This window comes from Gemmatimonadota bacterium (genome assembly GCA_016209965.1).
Lineage (GTDB): Bacteria > Gemmatimonadota > Gemmatimonadetes > Longimicrobiales > RSA9 > JACQVE01.
The window spans coordinates 1-15,333 of the sequence record JACQVE010000286.1 but is presented as its reverse complement, the minus strand read 5'-3'; the positions used below and the strand labels follow the sequence as shown (position 1 = coordinate 15,333).

The 15,333-nt window shown below is 69.6% G+C and carries 13 protein-coding genes; 7 read left to right on the top strand and 6 right to left on the bottom strand.

What is annotated here, in order from left to right; genetic code table 11:
• Window positions 1-1,120: S46 family peptidase (locus tag HY703_11450; protein MBI4545803.1), on the top strand; the 1,120-nt coding region annotated here is incomplete at its 5' end.
• A gap of 15 nt (window positions 1,121-1,135) precedes the next feature.
• A complete protein-coding gene (locus HY703_11445) occupies window positions 1,136-2,500 on the top strand; it encodes a dipeptidase (protein ID MBI4545802.1) in 1,365 nt (454 codons plus the stop codon).
• A 214-nt stretch (window positions 2,501-2,714) separates the two neighbouring features.
• On the opposite strand, the gene HY703_11440 is transcribed toward HY703_11445, so the two are convergent.
• Both HY703_11440 and HY703_11435 read right to left on the bottom strand, forming a co-directional pair.
• Window positions 2,715-3,200 (bottom strand): lytic transglycosylase domain-containing protein, encoded by a 486-nt coding sequence (locus HY703_11440; protein MBI4545801.1) that lies wholly within the window; start codon window positions 3,198-3,200, stop codon window positions 2,715-2,717.
• A gap of 516 nt (window positions 3,201-3,716) precedes the next feature.
• Complete coding sequence (locus HY703_11435) at window positions 3,717-4,097, bottom strand: co-chaperone GroES (GenBank protein MBI4545800.1); 381 nt, start codon at window positions 4,095-4,097, stop codon at window positions 3,717-3,719.
• 144 nt (window positions 4,098-4,241) lie between these two features.
• On the opposite strand from HY703_11435, the gene HY703_11430 reads away from it, so the two are divergent.
• Window positions 4,242-4,466: a hypothetical protein gene (locus HY703_11430; GenBank protein ID MBI4545799.1), complete on the top strand. Its 225-nt coding sequence runs from the start codon at window positions 4,242-4,244 to the stop codon at window positions 4,464-4,466.
• A 15-nt stretch (window positions 4,467-4,481) separates the two neighbouring features.
• Here the strand turns inward: HY703_11430 and HY703_11425 are convergent, their stop codons facing one another.
• The 4 genes from HY703_11425 to HY703_11410 all read right to left on the bottom strand — a co-directional run bounded on the left by HY703_11425 (window position 4,482) and on the right by HY703_11410 (window position 9,862).
• On the bottom strand, window positions 4,482-5,774 hold the full coding sequence (locus HY703_11425; protein MBI4545798.1) for a hypothetical protein: 1,293 nt from the start codon (window positions 5,772-5,774) through the stop codon (window positions 4,482-4,484).
• A 2-nt stretch (window positions 5,775-5,776) separates the two neighbouring features.
• A complete protein-coding gene (locus HY703_11420) occupies window positions 5,777-6,565 on the bottom strand; it encodes a helix-turn-helix transcriptional regulator (protein MBI4545797.1) in 789 nt (262 codons plus the stop codon).
• Window positions 6,566-6,652: 87 nt separating this feature from the next.
• Window positions 6,653-8,521 (bottom strand): acyl-CoA dehydrogenase family protein, encoded by a 1,869-nt coding sequence (locus HY703_11415; GenBank protein ID MBI4545796.1) that lies wholly within the window; start codon window positions 8,519-8,521, stop codon window positions 6,653-6,655.
• A 171-nt stretch (window positions 8,522-8,692) separates the two neighbouring features.
• Window positions 8,693-9,862 carry an acyl-CoA dehydrogenase gene (locus HY703_11410; GenBank protein ID MBI4545795.1) on the bottom strand — a complete coding sequence of 390 codons (1,170 nt, stop codon included), beginning with the start codon at window positions 9,860-9,862 and terminating at the stop codon, window positions 8,693-8,695.
• Window positions 9,863-10,647: 785 nt separating this feature from the next.
• On the opposite strand from HY703_11410, the gene gcvH reads away from it, so the two are divergent.
• The 4 genes from gcvH to HY703_11390 all read left to right on the top strand — a co-directional run.
• A complete protein-coding gene (gcvH, locus tag HY703_11405; GenBank protein ID MBI4545794.1) occupies window positions 10,648-11,040 on the top strand; it encodes a glycine cleavage system protein GcvH in 393 nt (130 codons plus the stop codon).
• A 54-nt stretch (window positions 11,041-11,094) separates the two neighbouring features.
• On the top strand, window positions 11,095-11,781 hold the full coding sequence (locus HY703_11400; GenBank protein MBI4545793.1) for a metal-dependent hydrolase: 687 nt from the start codon (window positions 11,095-11,097) through the stop codon (window positions 11,779-11,781).
• A 188-nt stretch (window positions 11,782-11,969) separates the two neighbouring features.
• Window positions 11,970-14,882, top strand: coding sequence for an aminomethyl-transferring glycine dehydrogenase (gcvP, locus tag HY703_11395; GenBank protein ID MBI4545792.1), 2,913 nt, complete (start codon window positions 11,970-11,972; stop codon window positions 14,880-14,882).
• Window positions 14,883-14,896: 14 nt separating this feature from the next.
• A partial coding sequence (locus HY703_11390) for a hypothetical protein (protein MBI4545791.1) occupies window positions 14,897-15,333 on the top strand: 437 nt, incomplete at its 3' end.

Sequence of the window (15,333 nt, the reverse complement as noted above, 5' to 3'; positions counted from 1 at the left end):
GAACGACACCCTGCTCCTGGGCCGGAAGCTCCGGTGGGAGCGCGAGTTCCGGCAGAAGGTCGAGGCGTACGCGAAGCTGCGCGAGAGTTACGGTGACATCTGGGATCGCATTGCCCGGATCCAGGCCGAGAAGCTGACGGTCGCCCCCGCGTTGAACCTGACCGACCCCCGTTTCTTCGGCTTTGCCGCGCCCCACATGCAGCTCGCCAGCCTGCTGGTCGGGCTGATGCACGCCCGCGGGCAGCCTGAAGAGCAGCGGCCCCAGGAGTTCAGCGGCGAGAACCTCAGCCGGGTGGAGCAGATCCTGGGCCGGCCCACGCCGCTGGATCCCGAGACCGGCGTCCAGCTCACGGAGGTCAGGCTCGAGCTGGCCCGCGAATTCCTGCCAGCGGACCACCCGCCGGTGCGGGAGGCGCTCCGTCCGGGCGAGACGCCGGCACAGGCGGCCCAGCGACTGATCCGCGGGACGCGCGTGGGCGACGTCGCCTTCCGCCAGGGTCTCTTGGGCGCCGGGATCAGCGCGCTGGACACGACGTCCGATCCGCTGCTGCGGCTGGCGCGAGTGATGGAGACCGAGTACCGCCGGCTGGCCGCACGCTCCGCCGAGCTCAACGCCAGCGAAGCCGTACAGGAGGAGCGACTCGCCAAGGCGCTGTTCGCCGTGTTCGGGACGCAGCTCCCTCCCGATGCCACCTTCACGCTGCGCATCTCGGACGGCGTGGTCCGCCGCTACCCGTACAACGGCACTGTGGCATCTCCCTTCACCTCCTTCTACGGCCTCTACGAGCGGGCCAACAACTTCAAGAACGAGATGCCCTGGACCCTGCCGCGCACATTCGCGGAGCGGCGCAGCGCGGTGAATCTGAGCGTGCCCCTGAACTTCGTGGCTACCACGGACATCACGGGCGGGAACAGTGGCAGTCCGATGATCGACCGGGAGGGCCGGATCGTGGGCATCGCCTTCGACGGCAACATCGAGCAGTTGCCCAACGAGTTCGTGTACATGACCGAGGCGGGAAGGTCAATTGGCGTCCATTCTGCCGGCATCCTGGAGGCGCTGCGCAACGTCTATCAGGCCAAGTCGCTACTGGACGAGCTGACGGGCAGCCCGTCGCGGTAGCGAGAGGCGGGAACCATGAGTGCAGACCTCCACGCCTACATCCAGGCCAACCTCGCCCGCTTCCAGGAGGAGCTGACCGAGTTCCTGCGCATCCCCAGCGTGAGTGCGCGCAGGGAGCACGACCCGGATGTACGGCGCGCGGCAGACTGGCTGGCGGCGGAGCTGGACCGGGTGGGACTCGAGGCGTCCATTGAAAACACAGCCGGCCACCCCATCGTGTTGGGCGAGTGGCGGGGCGCCGGCGCTGGCGCGCCCACAGTGCTCATCTACGGGCATTATGATGTCCAGCCGCCGGAGCCGCTCGAGCTGTGGACGACGCCGCCCTTCCAGCCCGAGGCGCGGGAGGGCAGGCTCTACGCCCGCGGCGCCGTGGACGACAAGGGCCAGCTCTACCTACACGTAAAGGCGCTCGAGGCGCACATGCGCTCCGCCGGCCGACTGCCCGTCAATCTGGTCATGCTGGTGGAAGGCGAGGAAGAGGTGGGCAGTGTCAACCTGATGCCCTTCGTCGAGGCGAATGCGCAGCGGCTGGCCGCGGACGCCGTGGTGGTCTCGGACACCACTATGGTGGCGCCGGGCGTGCCCACCATCGGCGCGTCACTGCGCGGGCTCGCCTACTTCGAGATCGAGGTGCAGGGTCCCGCCCGCGACCTGCACTCCGGCAGCTACGGCGGGGCCGTGGTGAACCCGGCCACCGCCCTGGCCCGCATCATTGCCAGCTTCCACGACGAAAGCTGGAGAATCGCGATTCCCGGCTTTTACGACGACGTGAACCAGGCCGGGGATTACCGCGCGGAGATCCGGGAGCTGCCGTTCGACGAGCGCAAATTCCTTGAGGAAACGGGTGCCCCGTCGCTGCAGGGGGAGGCGGGGCAGACGACGCTCGAGCGCGTCTGGGTGAGACCCACGGTCGAGGTGAACGGGATGCTCTCCGGCTACGTGGGCCAGGGCCCCAAGACAGTGCTGCCGGCGCAGGCCATGGCCAAGGTGAGCTGCCGCCTGGTGCCGGACCAGGATCCGGCGCGCATCCAGCGCATCTTCCGGCAGCACGTCGAGAGCATGACCCCCGAGGGCGCCCGCGCGCAGGTGAAGGTGCTGCAGTCCGGGCATCCGTGGCGGGCGCGGCTCGAAGGACCGCTGTACGAGGCCGCGGCGCGGGCGCTCGAGCAGGCCTTCGGCCGCCCGCCCGTCTACGCCGGCGAAGGCGGGTCCATCCCCATTGTGACCGACTTCGAGAGGGTACTGGGCGCGCCCGTGCTGCTCATGGGGTTCGGGCTGCCGGGTGAGAACGCGCACGCGCCCGACGAGTGGCTCAGCCTGGAAAACTTCGAGAAGGGGACGCACGCGGCCGCAGCCCTGCTGGCCGAACTCGGGCGATAGGAGCGGGAGCGGCGGGAGCGGCCCTCCCCCTCGAGGGTGGCCGGCACTCAGTCCCTGAGGTGTGGGCATTGTGGTTGGCATCCAAACTGAGTGCCGGCCGAACACCCTCTCGGGGGAGGCCGCTCCCGCCCTGCGGTGCGTCCCCCTTTTGCTCACAGGTTGGGGGTTGGATCGGGGAGCGCTGCTCCCGGCTTGCAGCGCGCCCCTGTGTGGGTCAGGGTGCGGCGGCGGCCGGGGCGGCGCGCTGGCCCGCGTGCAATTCCCGACGGATCTGGTGCCGCAGCCGCGCGATCTTGTCCGGGTAACGCCAGCAGTCGGGCGTGTTGCTGCCACGGATGCAGCCATTGTAGCCGAGGAGCGCGCGCCGCTCATCGCCCGCGCTCCGGCGCAGGTACCACGCCAGGATGCTGATGCCGTTGCAGAGGTTGTCCTCGATGTCGTAGAGGTTGCGCCCGCACCCCCGCCAGCGGCCTTCCCAGTCTGGCATCACTTGCATCAGCCCGCGCGCGCCGACCGGGCTCGTGGCGTAAGGCCGGCCCCGGCTTTCCACGAGCAGCACCGAGACCACTGTGGCGGGATCCACGCCGCGGCGATAGGCGTGCTCGACCAGTGGCCACGCCACCCTGCGCGCTGTGCCTGGGGGTACGCCCCGCCGGTAGAGCGCGCGCTCCACAGGTGCAATGTGGGCCTGGTAGAGCATCACGTATTCGGCGGTCTCCGTCCCGTGCTCGCGCAGCGCCTGCAAATGCCGGCTCAGCGCCTCGAGGTGGATGCGCGAGGGCTCGGCCGCCACTCCCGTGCGCACGACGCTCCCGCCTGGCAGCTCGAGTGCCCGCATGGTCAGCTTGCCCAGCCCCCACCCGCCCAGCAGGAGCACCGGCGCCACCAGCGGCAGCACCCGCGCGCGACGGGCCAACGATTCGAGCTCTTCCAGCATGGCCCGGCGCTGCGCGCGGAAAGAAGTTTGCTGCCCACGAAAGATTTTCATGGCGCTTCCAGGTCGAGGATCGGTAGGCCGGCTGAGAAATGTGGCGCGGCCAGCCGGTCCGCGCAAGCCTGGGCCGCTTCCGGCTGGGCCGCTTCCGGCTGGGCCGCTTCCGGCGCTTCCGGCGCTTCCGGGGCCGCTTCCGGCGCTTCCGGGTTTACGAGGCTGCTACGGTCGGGAAGACGCTTGCCAGAGCGGAGGAACGGGCGCGGGAGCGAGCTGCGGGTCGGGCTACCGGGCAGCTTCGGCGGGCGCGGACTGGCGGATCAACACCAGGATCGCCGCCTGCGGCACGACCAGGTACTTCTTCTCCTCGAAGCTGATCTCGACGGCGGCGCGGCGGAAGAAGATGGCGTAATCGCCGACGCGCGCCTGGACCGGCAGATAACGCGCTTCGCCTCCCGTGATCTTCCAGGGTTCCTCGTCCAGGTCCGTGGGCGCCGAGATCGGCGTGCCGGGGCCCGTGGCTACCACCGAACCGCCCTGGACGGCCTGGTTGTCCACGGCCGTGGGCGGCAGGTAGAGCCCTACACGACTGCGCTCCTCCCCTTCCTCGGGGGCGATCAGCACGCGGTCGCCCACCACAATCAATTGCTTGGGCCTCGATTCCATGAGCAGCAAATATGTCGAAACCTTCGCGCGGCGCAAGCGCATCGGCTGTCCGAAAGTGCCATGGCGCTGCGCCGCAGCGGGCGCCAGCATCCGCGGGTGGGGCGGGAAGCGGCAGAGAGACCCCGGGCGGGGAGCGCAACCGGCATGAGCTCGATGGGTGGTCGGGCGCCGCAGCAGCGACGAGGGAAACGGTCCGAGCCGCGCCGACCCTTCACCTTCGTCCTGGACTCGGCACTGGTGGAGCGCGCGCGGCGCGAGGTGGGCGAGCAGGACGTGGTGCGCAGCATCGAGGCCGCGCTTGCCGCCGCCATTGACTACCAGCTCTGGGTGCGCGAAGTGTCGCGAGGCGAGCGAGACCTGCTCTCCTAGTGGCGAGCCACCCGTCTAGCTCGAAGCGGGCACCAGGGCTTGGCCGAAGGATTCGACCTGGGCGGCGATCCGTCGGGCCAGCGTCCCGGGTGGTGTGGTCGTGGGCCGTGCGGGCTCGATGCCGGCCGCAGCGTGCTCGAGGATCGGGAGCATTTCCTCGGCGCGCCGCAGGACATCTGGGAAGTGGTGCTTTCTCGCCGTGGCCAGCGCCTGGCGCAAGTGGTCGCGCGCGAAGTCCGCGTCGCCGGCGAGGAGGCAGCCGCGGCCCAGCTCGAGGTGCAGGGCCGCGTAGGCTGCCGGGTGGGCTTTAAACTCCCCGGCCTCCTTCAGGAGCTGTTGGCGCCGGCTGCGGAATGAGGCTGCGTCCCCGGCTTCGGCGGCGAGAGCGGCGTGACGCGCGCGCGCTTGGGCGCGCGGACCCGGCTCCGGCGAGCGCAAGGCGACGATCTGGTAGCAGCGCTCGGCGGCCGGGAAGATGCCGAGCCGGGCGAAGGCGGTCGCCAGGTCGGCCAGGACGAGGCAGCGCCGCGGCTCGTCCTGCAGCAGGCCGAGCGCGGTCCAGCCGTGTTCCAGAGCGCGCTCGAGGCGGCCGCCCCGCAGTTCATGCGTGCACAGGCTGGCCGAGGCGCCCGCGATGATGCGCTCGTCTCCCCAGGCGCGCCCGCGCTCGAGGATTTCCCGAAAGGTGCTGGCGGCGTCGTCGGCCTGGCCGCGCTCCTGCTGCAGTGACCCGAGCCCCTCCATGGCCAGGGCCCATTCCTCGTGCTCGCCCACCGGGAGTGCGAGCTCGATGGCGCGACGGAAGTACGCCTCCGCGGTGGCGGCAGAGATGGGGCGGCTGAGGGTGCCTAGGCGGCGCAGAGCCTCGAGCTTCTCGAGGCGCAGGTGTTGCACTTCCGCGAGCTCGAGCGCGGTGCGGTAGAACTCTTCCGCGCCCTGCCGGTAGCCGGCAGTCTCGGCGAAGCCGCCCGCCTCGAGTGTCGCGCGGGCGAGGAGCGCGGGCTCGCGGTCGCGGATGTGGTGCAGGAAGTGGGCGAGGCGTGCGCGCTCGGGGTCGCGGGCGGAGAGCTGGCCGAGCTCCTCGCGCACCCCCTCGATCTGCCGCTCGTAGGACTCGGCGGCCACGTTCCCGAGGCCGCGCTCGAGCAGCCGGCGGACCGGCCGGAGTGCGAGGAAGCGGAGCCGTGCGCGGCGGGCGAGGTCGGCATCGCGCTCCTGGGTTTCGAGGTCGCGCAGCACGGGCCAGCCGGGGAAAGCCCGTTCGCGGCTGGGCGGCTCGAGGGGTGCAATGCGGTCGTAGCGGGCCATGCTCAATGACCCCCGGGCGGGGCCGCGGCGGTCTGGCCCGCGCACTCGGCCAGGAAGCGAGAGACGGCCTGATCAAACCCCCTGGCATTGCGAAGCGGCGAGGGCCGGCCGCCGATGGTCGCCTTGATGGCGCGGCGGAAGGCGGCGCCGGAGGAGTAGCCGAGCTGGTCGGCGACGGATTCTACGCTGCGGCCTGGCTCGAGCAGCCAGCGCAATCCATAGAGCACGCGGAACCAGAGCAGGAGCCGGCCGGGCGTGGGCAGACCCCAGCGCTCGAAGCGGCGTTCCAGCGTGGAGACCGACATGCCGTAGAAGGCGGCGAGTCCGGGGACCTGGATGCGGTCCGGGATGTGGCTGGCGGCGTGGCGCACGATCTCGCGGGATTCCTCGGGCAGCCTCGGCTCGAGCCGCTCCAGCAGCAGCCGCGCCAGGTTGTCCTGCAGCAGCGCCTCCAGAACCTCGCCCACGAGCTGGGCGTCATCGGCGTCGCGCGAGGCCACGACGTCCCATGCGCCCGCCTTGCCCAGCCGGTAGAGCTCGCGGCCGTCCATCTCGCCCCAGACGATGACGGGGGTGAGCGGGAAGCGCCGCGCGAAGCGATAGACGCGCAGCACACCGTCCTTGCGCGTCTCGGCGTGCAAGTCCGCAACGGCGGCGGCTACCGGGCGCTTCCGCACCATGCGGTGGAGGTTACGCCAGGAGCTGGCCCACAGCACCTGGTGCGGCGGTGCCGCGCGGGAAAGCGAATCCCGATCGAGCTGATCCGGAAGGAGGGCGGCGATGAGGGCCATGGCGCGACCCCGCCGAGCTGGATGTCATTGAACGCGGCACAAGGTAAGAGCCGCGCGCTGCCGGCCGCAAGAGCTTTCCCGGACGGCTCAGCCCGCGAGCCGCGCCGAGGGCGGTTCGATGATGCCGGCTTCGAGCCAGCGGTGCTCGCCGCGCAGTAACTGCTGCGCTATGCGGTAGGCGAGCGCATCATCGTTGTGGAACACCTCGTGGAAGCGCTGCTGCACGCGGCGGCGCGCGCCGCGGCAGAAGAGGTCTGCCAGGGTCGCAGCGTCCTGCTCCGCGGCCGGAGTGCGGGCCAGCATGGCCGCGCGGGTGCAGGTGGCGGCGATGGCAAAGATCTCGGAGCTCGCGTCTACCAGGCGGAACAGCACGGATTGCTTCTTCTCCAGCTTGGGCCCGTAGCGGGCCATGGCATAAAAGAGCGTGCGGCCGAGCTTGCGGGCGGCGCGCTCGGCAAAGCGCACGTGGGCGGCGAGCGGGCCGAAGTCGGCGTAGCGGGGCCAACGTCCCCAACCGGCGAGGAGGGTGGGATACCAGCCGGCGAAGTGGGCGCCGAGCGCCACTGCGCCGCGGGCCCTGGCGGAAGCGGGTGCCTCCGTGTCGACCAGTGCGCCGGCGCGCTGCAGATGCGGGTCCACGGCTTCGCGTGCGATGAACAGCCGCATGATCTCGCTCGAGCCTTCAAAGATCATGTTGATGCGGAGGTCGCGCAGGGCGCGCTCGATGGGGATCGCCGGTTCGCCGCGCGCAGCCAGCGAGGCGGCGGTCTCGTAGCCGCGGCCGCCCCGGATCTGCAGGGCTACGTCCGCGAGGCGCCAGGCGGCCTCCGAGTTGTGCAGCTTAGCCAGTGCGGCTTCCAACCGGATGTCCGAGCGGCCCGTATCGGCGAGCGCGGCGCTCAGCTCGGCGACTGCTTCCATGGCGAAGGTGGTTGCGGCCATGTCCGCCAGCTTCTGCGCAATGGCGTCATGCTTGCCAATCGGCGCACCCCACTGCTTGCGGTCGTTGCTCCACTCCCGGCAGACGTTGAGGAACCACTTGCCAGCGGCGGCGCAGGTGGCCGGTATCGTCAGCCGGCCGGTGTTCAACGTGATCAGCGCCAGCTTCAGCCCGGCTCCCTCCTTCCACAGGATGTTTTCGCGGGGCACGCGGACATCGCGGAAGCGGATCACGCCATTCTCGATGCCGCGCAGCCCCATGAAGCCGCAGCGGTGCACGGCTTCGACGCCGGGCCAGGCGCTTTCCACGATGAAAGCGGTGATACCGCGCCGGCCGCCGCCGTCACGGGCGGGCGTGCGGGCCATGACCACCAGGAGCTCGGCCACGGGCCCGTTCGTGCACCACAACTTCTCGCCGTTCAGGATGAAGGCGGTGCCATCGTCGGTCGGCTCGGCGGTCGCGCTCATACGAGCGGGATCCGAGCCCACATCGGGCTCGGTCAGGGCGAAGGCGGAGATAGCGCCCCTGGCCAGGCGGGGCAGATATCTCTTCTTCTGCTCGTCGGTGCCGAACAGCTTGAGCGGCTGGGGCACGCCGATGGACTGGTGCGCCGAAAGCCAGACGCCCAGCGCGGCGCAACGCGTGCTGACCCGGGCGATGGCGCGGCCGTAGCCGAGCTGGGAGAGGCCGAGTCCGCCGTACTCCCGGGGGATCTTGATGCCAAAAGCGCCCAGCTCGCGCAGCCCCTCGATCACAGCGGGCGGCACACGGTCTTCCCGCTCGATGCGCTCCGGGTCGACGTGCTCGCGCAGGAAGCTGTCGAGGCGTGAGAGGAAGGCCGCCGTGCGCGCCTCCGTCTCCGGATCGGGCTGCGGATGGGGATGGATGAGCTCGAGGCGGAGCCGCCCCAGAAACAGCTCGCCCACGAAGCTCGGCCGCTGCCACTCCTTTTCTCGGGCCGCCTCGGCTACCGCTCTGGCCTCGCGCTCGCTGACCTGCACTGTGGTCGCACTCATCCCAACCCCCGAATCCAGCGTTTACTCACTCTTGTTCCAGCCGTGCGGGCCGAATCGTGGCGTTTTTGCCCCTTCCTGCGCGTCCAGCCGCGCTGTATTGCCCTACTCCGCCGCGCGCCCGGGCGCTGCGCCCGCCCGTCAAGCAACTCTCGAAGGCCGCATCCCGTTCCACTAGCGCAAAATATACCTGGCAATGGTCTGGAGCTGCATGTTGCTGGTTCCTTCATAGATCGTGCCGATCTTCACATCGCGGTAGAACTTCTCGACCGGGTACTCGCGAGTGAAGCCGTAGCCGCCAAAGAGGTCCACGCATTGGGACGCGATGCGCTGCGCGGCTTGCGACGCATACAGCTTGGCCATGGCTGCTTCCACCAGAAACGGCTGCCCGGCTTCCTTCATGCGGGCGGCGTTGTAGACCAGCAGCCGCGCCGCCTCGAGCTCGGTGCGCATTTGCGCCAACTGGAACTGCACACCCTGGAAGTCGGCGACGCGGCGCCCGAACTGCTCGCGCTGCTGCACATAGCGCAGCGTATGATCCAACGCCCCCTGGGCGGCGCCGAGCATCTGGGCGCCGATACCGATGCGCCCCTCGTTCAGCACTTCGATCGCGACCTTGTAGCCCTGTCCCACCTCACCCAGCACGTGATCGTGCGGCACGCGGCAATCGTCCAGGATCAGCTCGACGGTCGACGAGGCGCGGATCCCGAGCTTTTCCTCCCTCTTCCCCACGGTCAACCCGGGCGAATCTAGCTCGACCAGGAACGCGGTGATGCCGCGATAGTCCAGCTCTGGGCGCGCATTGGCAAAGACGAGGAAGAGCCCCGCCTCTGCGCCGTTGGTGATCCAGAGCTTCCTTCCCTGCAGGCGCCACTCCGCACCCTTCTGGTAGGCGCGAGTCTGGAGAGAGAAGGCGTCCGAGCCCGAGCCGGCTTCGGAAAGGGCGTAGGCTCCCACCACCTGCCTGGCCAGTGCGGGCAAGAACCGCTGCCGTTGCGCCTGCGTGCCATAGCGCAGGATCCCCGTGTTAAGGAGCGTGTTCTGCACATCCACGAGCACGCCCACGCTGGGATCGATGCGGGACAGCTCTTCGACCACCAGCACCGAGATGAAAAAGGATGCCCCGGCCCCGCCCCACTGTTCGGGGATTTCGACGGCCATGAGCCCCAGCTCGAATAGTCGCGGAAGCAGCTCCGGATCGAGTCGGCCGGCCTCATCCATGGCCCGCACGCGCGGCCCTACCACCTGCTCCGCGAACTGGCGCACCGTGTCCCGGAAGAGGCGTTCCTCTTCCGTGAGCAGCGTGAGAGGTGGGCGCGCGAGCTGCGGAATCGTAACGGCCATCCCCTTCCCCTCGGTTTTCCATGCCGGCGCGCGGCCGGATAATAGGCGCCGCGGCCGCGACCGGCCAGGGACGCCGGCACACGCCGGGCAGGCCGGACCGCGCTGCGCCAGGCTGGCGAGGCGGCGCCGGGTCCACGGCTCCTGCAAATCGGCGTGCTCGGCTCGAGCAGGGCTGGTGGACGGCCGGCCGTGCGGACGGGCGGGAGAAACGAAGCGCCGCTGGACCGGAGTCCAGCGGCGCCGTAGGGATCTGCCGCAACCCGACGCGATGCCGCTCGGGCACCGTTCGGTCGCGGAAAAGGTCTCGCGGTGGATCGGCTAGCTGCCGATGCGGCGATCGCTTGCCCGTGCCGGGTTGCGTACAGGTCTGGAACTAGACAAGGGATCACCTCCTTCGTTGAGTGAGCGTATGGGCGGGTCACCAGCGGGCTCACACGTCCCGCGGTCCGCTCGCGGCGCCGGCTGCCGGCTGGCTGCGGGCGGCCCCCTCGCCGCCTGCTGCGGCGGCAATCCGTGCATACTCTAATGGTGGGACCCGAGTTCCGCAACGGTGTTGCTCCGGCCGCTTGGGGGACCGGGCTGCAGCGTGGCGCTCCACCCCTCTCACCGTCTCTGCGTCGCGCAGCCGGAGCGGTGGGTGAGGAGGCGGCACGCGGTGGCAGGCGTGGTGTGTCGCCCTGTCGCCGTGTCCCCCGTCGCGTGGTGGGCGGGACAGGGTTGACGCTCCCCCAGGCCCGGCCTATTCTCACCCCGCAACGCGGCGACCTGACGTGGACGGAGGCACCATGTCCGAGATTCCTGCCGATTTGCTGTACTCCGAGGAGCACGAATACCTGAAGCCCGCGGACGAGGAGGGCGTGTACCTCGTCGGTATCACGGACTACGCGCAGGGCGAGCTGGGCGACATCGTCTACGTCGAGCTGCCGGGGGTGGGCGAGCGCTTCGGGCGCATGGAGGTATTCGGCACGGTGGAAGCGGTCAAAGCGGTCAGCGACCTGTATTGCCCGGTGTCAGGCGAGGTGCTCGAGGCGAACAAGGCCCTCGAGAAAGACCCTTCGGCCGTGAACACTGACCCCTATGGCAAAGGCTGGCTGATCAAGCTCCGCCTGCTGGACGGCGATGATCTCGATCAGTTGTTGGGTCCGGAGGAGTACGCGCGGCAGGTGGCACAGGGCTAGGCGGCCCCTGCCCTTGCCCTTCGCCCTGGCGTCGATAAGGAAAGGAGGGCTTTCGTGGCGCAACTGACCTGGCATGGACATGCCTGCTTCAGCCTGGTGGCCGATGATGGCAGCCGCATCATGTTCGATCCCTGGCTGGACGAGAACCCGGTTGCCGACATCAAGAGCTACAACGTCGACGCTCTGGACTATCTCCTGGTCAGCCACGGCCACTTCGACCACTTCGGAGATGGGATCCGCATCGCGAAGAACACGGGCGCGATGCTGGTCTCGACCTTCGAGATCGTGTCCTTCGCGCAGTCCAAGGGAGTGGAGAACGTGCACCCCATGCACATCGGGGGCGGCCATCGCTTCCGCTTCGGGTACGCGAAGCTGACGCCGGCGCTGCATGGGGGCCAGGTAGCCGGCGATGAGGAGGGAGTCTACACCACCGCGCCGGGTGGCTGGTGGCTGGACCTGAACGGGAAGCGGCTGTATCACGCGGGCGACACGGCGCTGCTGATCGAGATGCAGTTGCTGAAGGGGAAGGTGGATGTGGCGCTGCTTCCGATTGGTGACAATTTCACCATGGGGCCGGAGGATGCGGCCCTGGCCGTGGATTTCATCGAGCCTCGCGTAGTGATCCCCATGCACTACAACACCTTCGATCTGATCCGGCAGGACCCGCAGGACTTTGCCCGGCGGGTCGGCGATCGCGCCGAGGTGGTGATCCTGGAACCGGGGCGGAGCTACGAGTTCTAGCGAGTCGGCCGGCCTCGGAATTCCTGGTAGCGAGTCCTCCTGTCTGCAGCCGTGCAGCGGCCGGCTGCCTTCCTTCAGCCCTTACCGGGTAGTCTCTTGACGGTGGCCTTATGTTACGCGCCCGAGAGCGGTGCGGCGCGCCATCCCCGGCGCAGCTCGCGGGTGGCGATCTGGGCAAGTAGGGGTGCATGACGAGTCAGCGAAGCGGAACGCTGCAGCCTCCGGACGACTTTTCCCGCCGGCACATCGGCCCAGGCTCGGCCGAGATTGGCCGGATGCTCGACCTGCTCGGTTACGATTCCCTGGACGCGCTGGGGAACGCCGCCATCCCCGAATCCATCCGCTTGCGCCGCCCGCTGCAGATCGATGGCCCGCGCTCCGAGTACGAGGTGCTGAGGGAGCTGCGCTCGCTGGGGGCACGCAACCGATTGTTCCGCTCCTACCTCGGCCTGGGCTATTACGATTGCCTCACGCCGCCGGTCATCCAGCGGAATATCCTGGAAAGTCCGGGCTGGTACACGGCGTACACGCCGTACCAGCCGGAGATTGCGCAGGGTCGACTCGAGGCACTGCTCAACTTCCAGACCATGGTCATTGATCTGACCGCTCTGCCCATTGCCAACGCCTCGCTGCTGGACGAGGCCACGGCGGCAGCGGAGGCCATGGCGATGAGTCATGCCCTGCGCGGCGGCTCAGGCCGGGAGGTCTTTTTCGTCTCGGAGGGCTGCTATCCGCAGACCATCGATGTGGTGCGGACGCGGGCGCGGGCGCGGGGCATCGAGCTGGTGGTGGGCGATCACCACACGTTCGAGTTCCGGCCCCAGGTCTTCGGCGCGCTGGTGCAGTACCCGGCGCAGGACGGCGCGCTCCACGACTACGCCGACTTTTGCGCGCGGGCGCACGCGGCGGAGGCGTTGGTGACCGCGGCCGCGGACCTGCTCGCGCTGACGCTGCTCCGGCCGCCGGGCGAGTGGGGGGCGGGGGGGGCGGACATTGCTGTGGGGAGCACGCAACGATTCGGCGTGCCCCTGGGATACGGCGGTCCGCACGCCGCCTACCTGGCCGCGCGCGACGAGTTCCGGCGGCAATTGCCGGGCCGCATCATTGGCGTTTCCCGCGATGCGGCGGGCCGGCCGGGACTGCGCATGGCGCTGCAGACGAGGGAGCAGCATATCCGGCGCGAGAGGGCCACGAGCAACATCTGCACGGCGCAGGTGCTGCTGGCGGTGGTAGCCGGCATGTATGCCGTCTACCATGGTCCGGACGGCCTCGCGCGTATGGCCCGGCGGGTGCACGAGCTGACGGCCACGCTCGCGGCCGGGCTCAGGCGGCTGGGCTATCCGATAACGCATGCGCGCTTCTTCGATACTCTGCGCGTCGAAGTGGGAGCACGGCGGAACGCCTTGCTGGCCCAGGCCGCGGAGCGGCGCATGAACCTGCGCCTGCTGGACGGCGGCAGTGTCGGCATCTCGCTGGACGAGACAACCACGCCCGAAGACCTCTCCGACCTGCTGGCCGCGTTCGCCGCTGCCGCGGGCGTGGAGGTTGGTCCCGCCCGGCTGCTGCCGGCGCAGCTCCTGGCCGGGGTGGAGACAGAGTACGAGGCGCCGTTCCGACGCACGACGTCGTATCTGACGCACCCTGTATTCCACCGCTACCGCTCCGAGACGGAGATGCTCCGCTACCTGAAGCGGCTCGAGTCGCGGGACCTGTCTCTGACGACGTCGATGATCCCGCTCGGCTCCTGCACCATGAAGCTGAACGCCGCCGCGGAAATGCTCCCCATCACCTGGCCGGAGTTCGCGCGTCTGCACCCCTTTGCGCCGGTGGAGCAGGCCGAGGGATACCATGTGCTGTTCCAGCAGCTCGAGGCCTGGCTGGCCGAGATCACGGGGTTCGAGCGCGTCTCGTTGCAGCCCAATGCGGGCTCGCAGGGCGAGCTCACCGGTCTGCTGGTGATCCGGCGGTACCACCAGAGCCGGGGCGCGGGGCGCCGCGACGTTTGCCTGATTCCGCAATCCGCGCACGGCACCAACCCGGCCAGCGCCGTGATGGCCGGGCTCAGGGTGGTGGTCGTCCGCTCGGACGAGCGCGGCAACATCGACCTCGCGGATCTGCGTGCGCGCGCAGCCGAGCACGCCGGCGAGCTGGCCGCGCTCATGATCACCTACCCGTCCACGCACGGGATTTTCGAGGAGGGCGTTCGCGAGATCTGTGACGTCGTGCATGCCCACGGCGGCCAGGTGTATATGGACGGTGCCAACATGAACGCGATGGTGGGGCTGTGCCGTCCCGGCGATTTCGGGGCTGATGTGGCGCATCTCAACCTGCACAAGACCTTCTGCATCCCGCACGGCGGCGGCGGCCCGGGCATGGGGCCGATCGGCGTGGCGGCGCACCTGGCGCCCTTCCTGCCCGGGCACGTGGCGGTCGCGACGGGCGGGCCGGAAAGCATTGGGGCCGTGGCAGCGGCGCCGTGGGGCAGCCCCGGGATCCTGCCCATCTCCTGGGCGTACATCCGGCTCATGGGCGCCGAGGGGCTGAAGCGGGCCAGCCAGGTAGCGATCCTGAATGCCAACTACGTGGCCCGCCGGCTCGAGGGGCACTACCCCGTACTCTACCGTGGGCGGAACGGCACCGTGGCGCACGAGTGCATCATTGACCCCAGGCCGCTGAAGGCCAGCGCGGGCGTAGAAGCCGGGGATATTGCCAGGCGACTCATGGACTACGGCTTCCATGCGCCCACGGTCTCCTTCCCGGTGCCGGGGACGCTCATGATCGAGCCGACGGAGAGCGAGTCGCAGGCGGAGCTGGATCGGTTTTGCGACGCCTTGATCTCGATCCGCGAGGAGATCCGGCAGATCGAGGAGGGGCGGATGGACCGCGAGAACAACCCCTTGAAGAACGCGCCGCATACGGCGGAGGCAGTGACATCCGGGGATTGGGCGCGTCCCTATTCGCGCGAGCAGGCGGCGTTCCCGGCGCCGTGGACGCGGGAGCACAAGTTCTGGCCGGCGGTCGGGCTGATCGAGGCGGCGGCGGGCGACCGCAACCTGGTCTGCGCCTGCCCGCCAGTCGAGGGGTACGTGCCCATCGACTAGGTGGCCAGTCAGGCATGATGGAGAGTACACGGCGCGACGAGTGGCGGCTGATCGAGACCGGGCCGCTGTGCGGCGCCGAGAACATGGCGCTGGATCAGGCGCTGCTCGAGAGCGTGCAAGCGGGGGGCCGCCCGGTCCTCCGCTTTTATCGTTGGTCGCCGCCGTGCCTGTCCCTGGGGCGCAACCAGCCGTGGGGCCCATGGGCGGCGCCGCCGCCAGCGGAGTACGGCGTGGCCGTGGTGCGCCGGCCGACGGGCGGCGGCGCAGTGTACCATGACCGGGAATTGACGTATGCCGTGGCCATTCCGATAGGAATGCTGGGCGGTCCACGGGCGACGTATTTCGCGATCCATGGGGGACTGGGTGCCGGGCTGCGGCAGTTGGGTGTGCCGGTCGAGACGGCGCTGCCCTCGCCCCGCCCCCGGGGGGGGAAGGGGGGACGGGTGGAGGG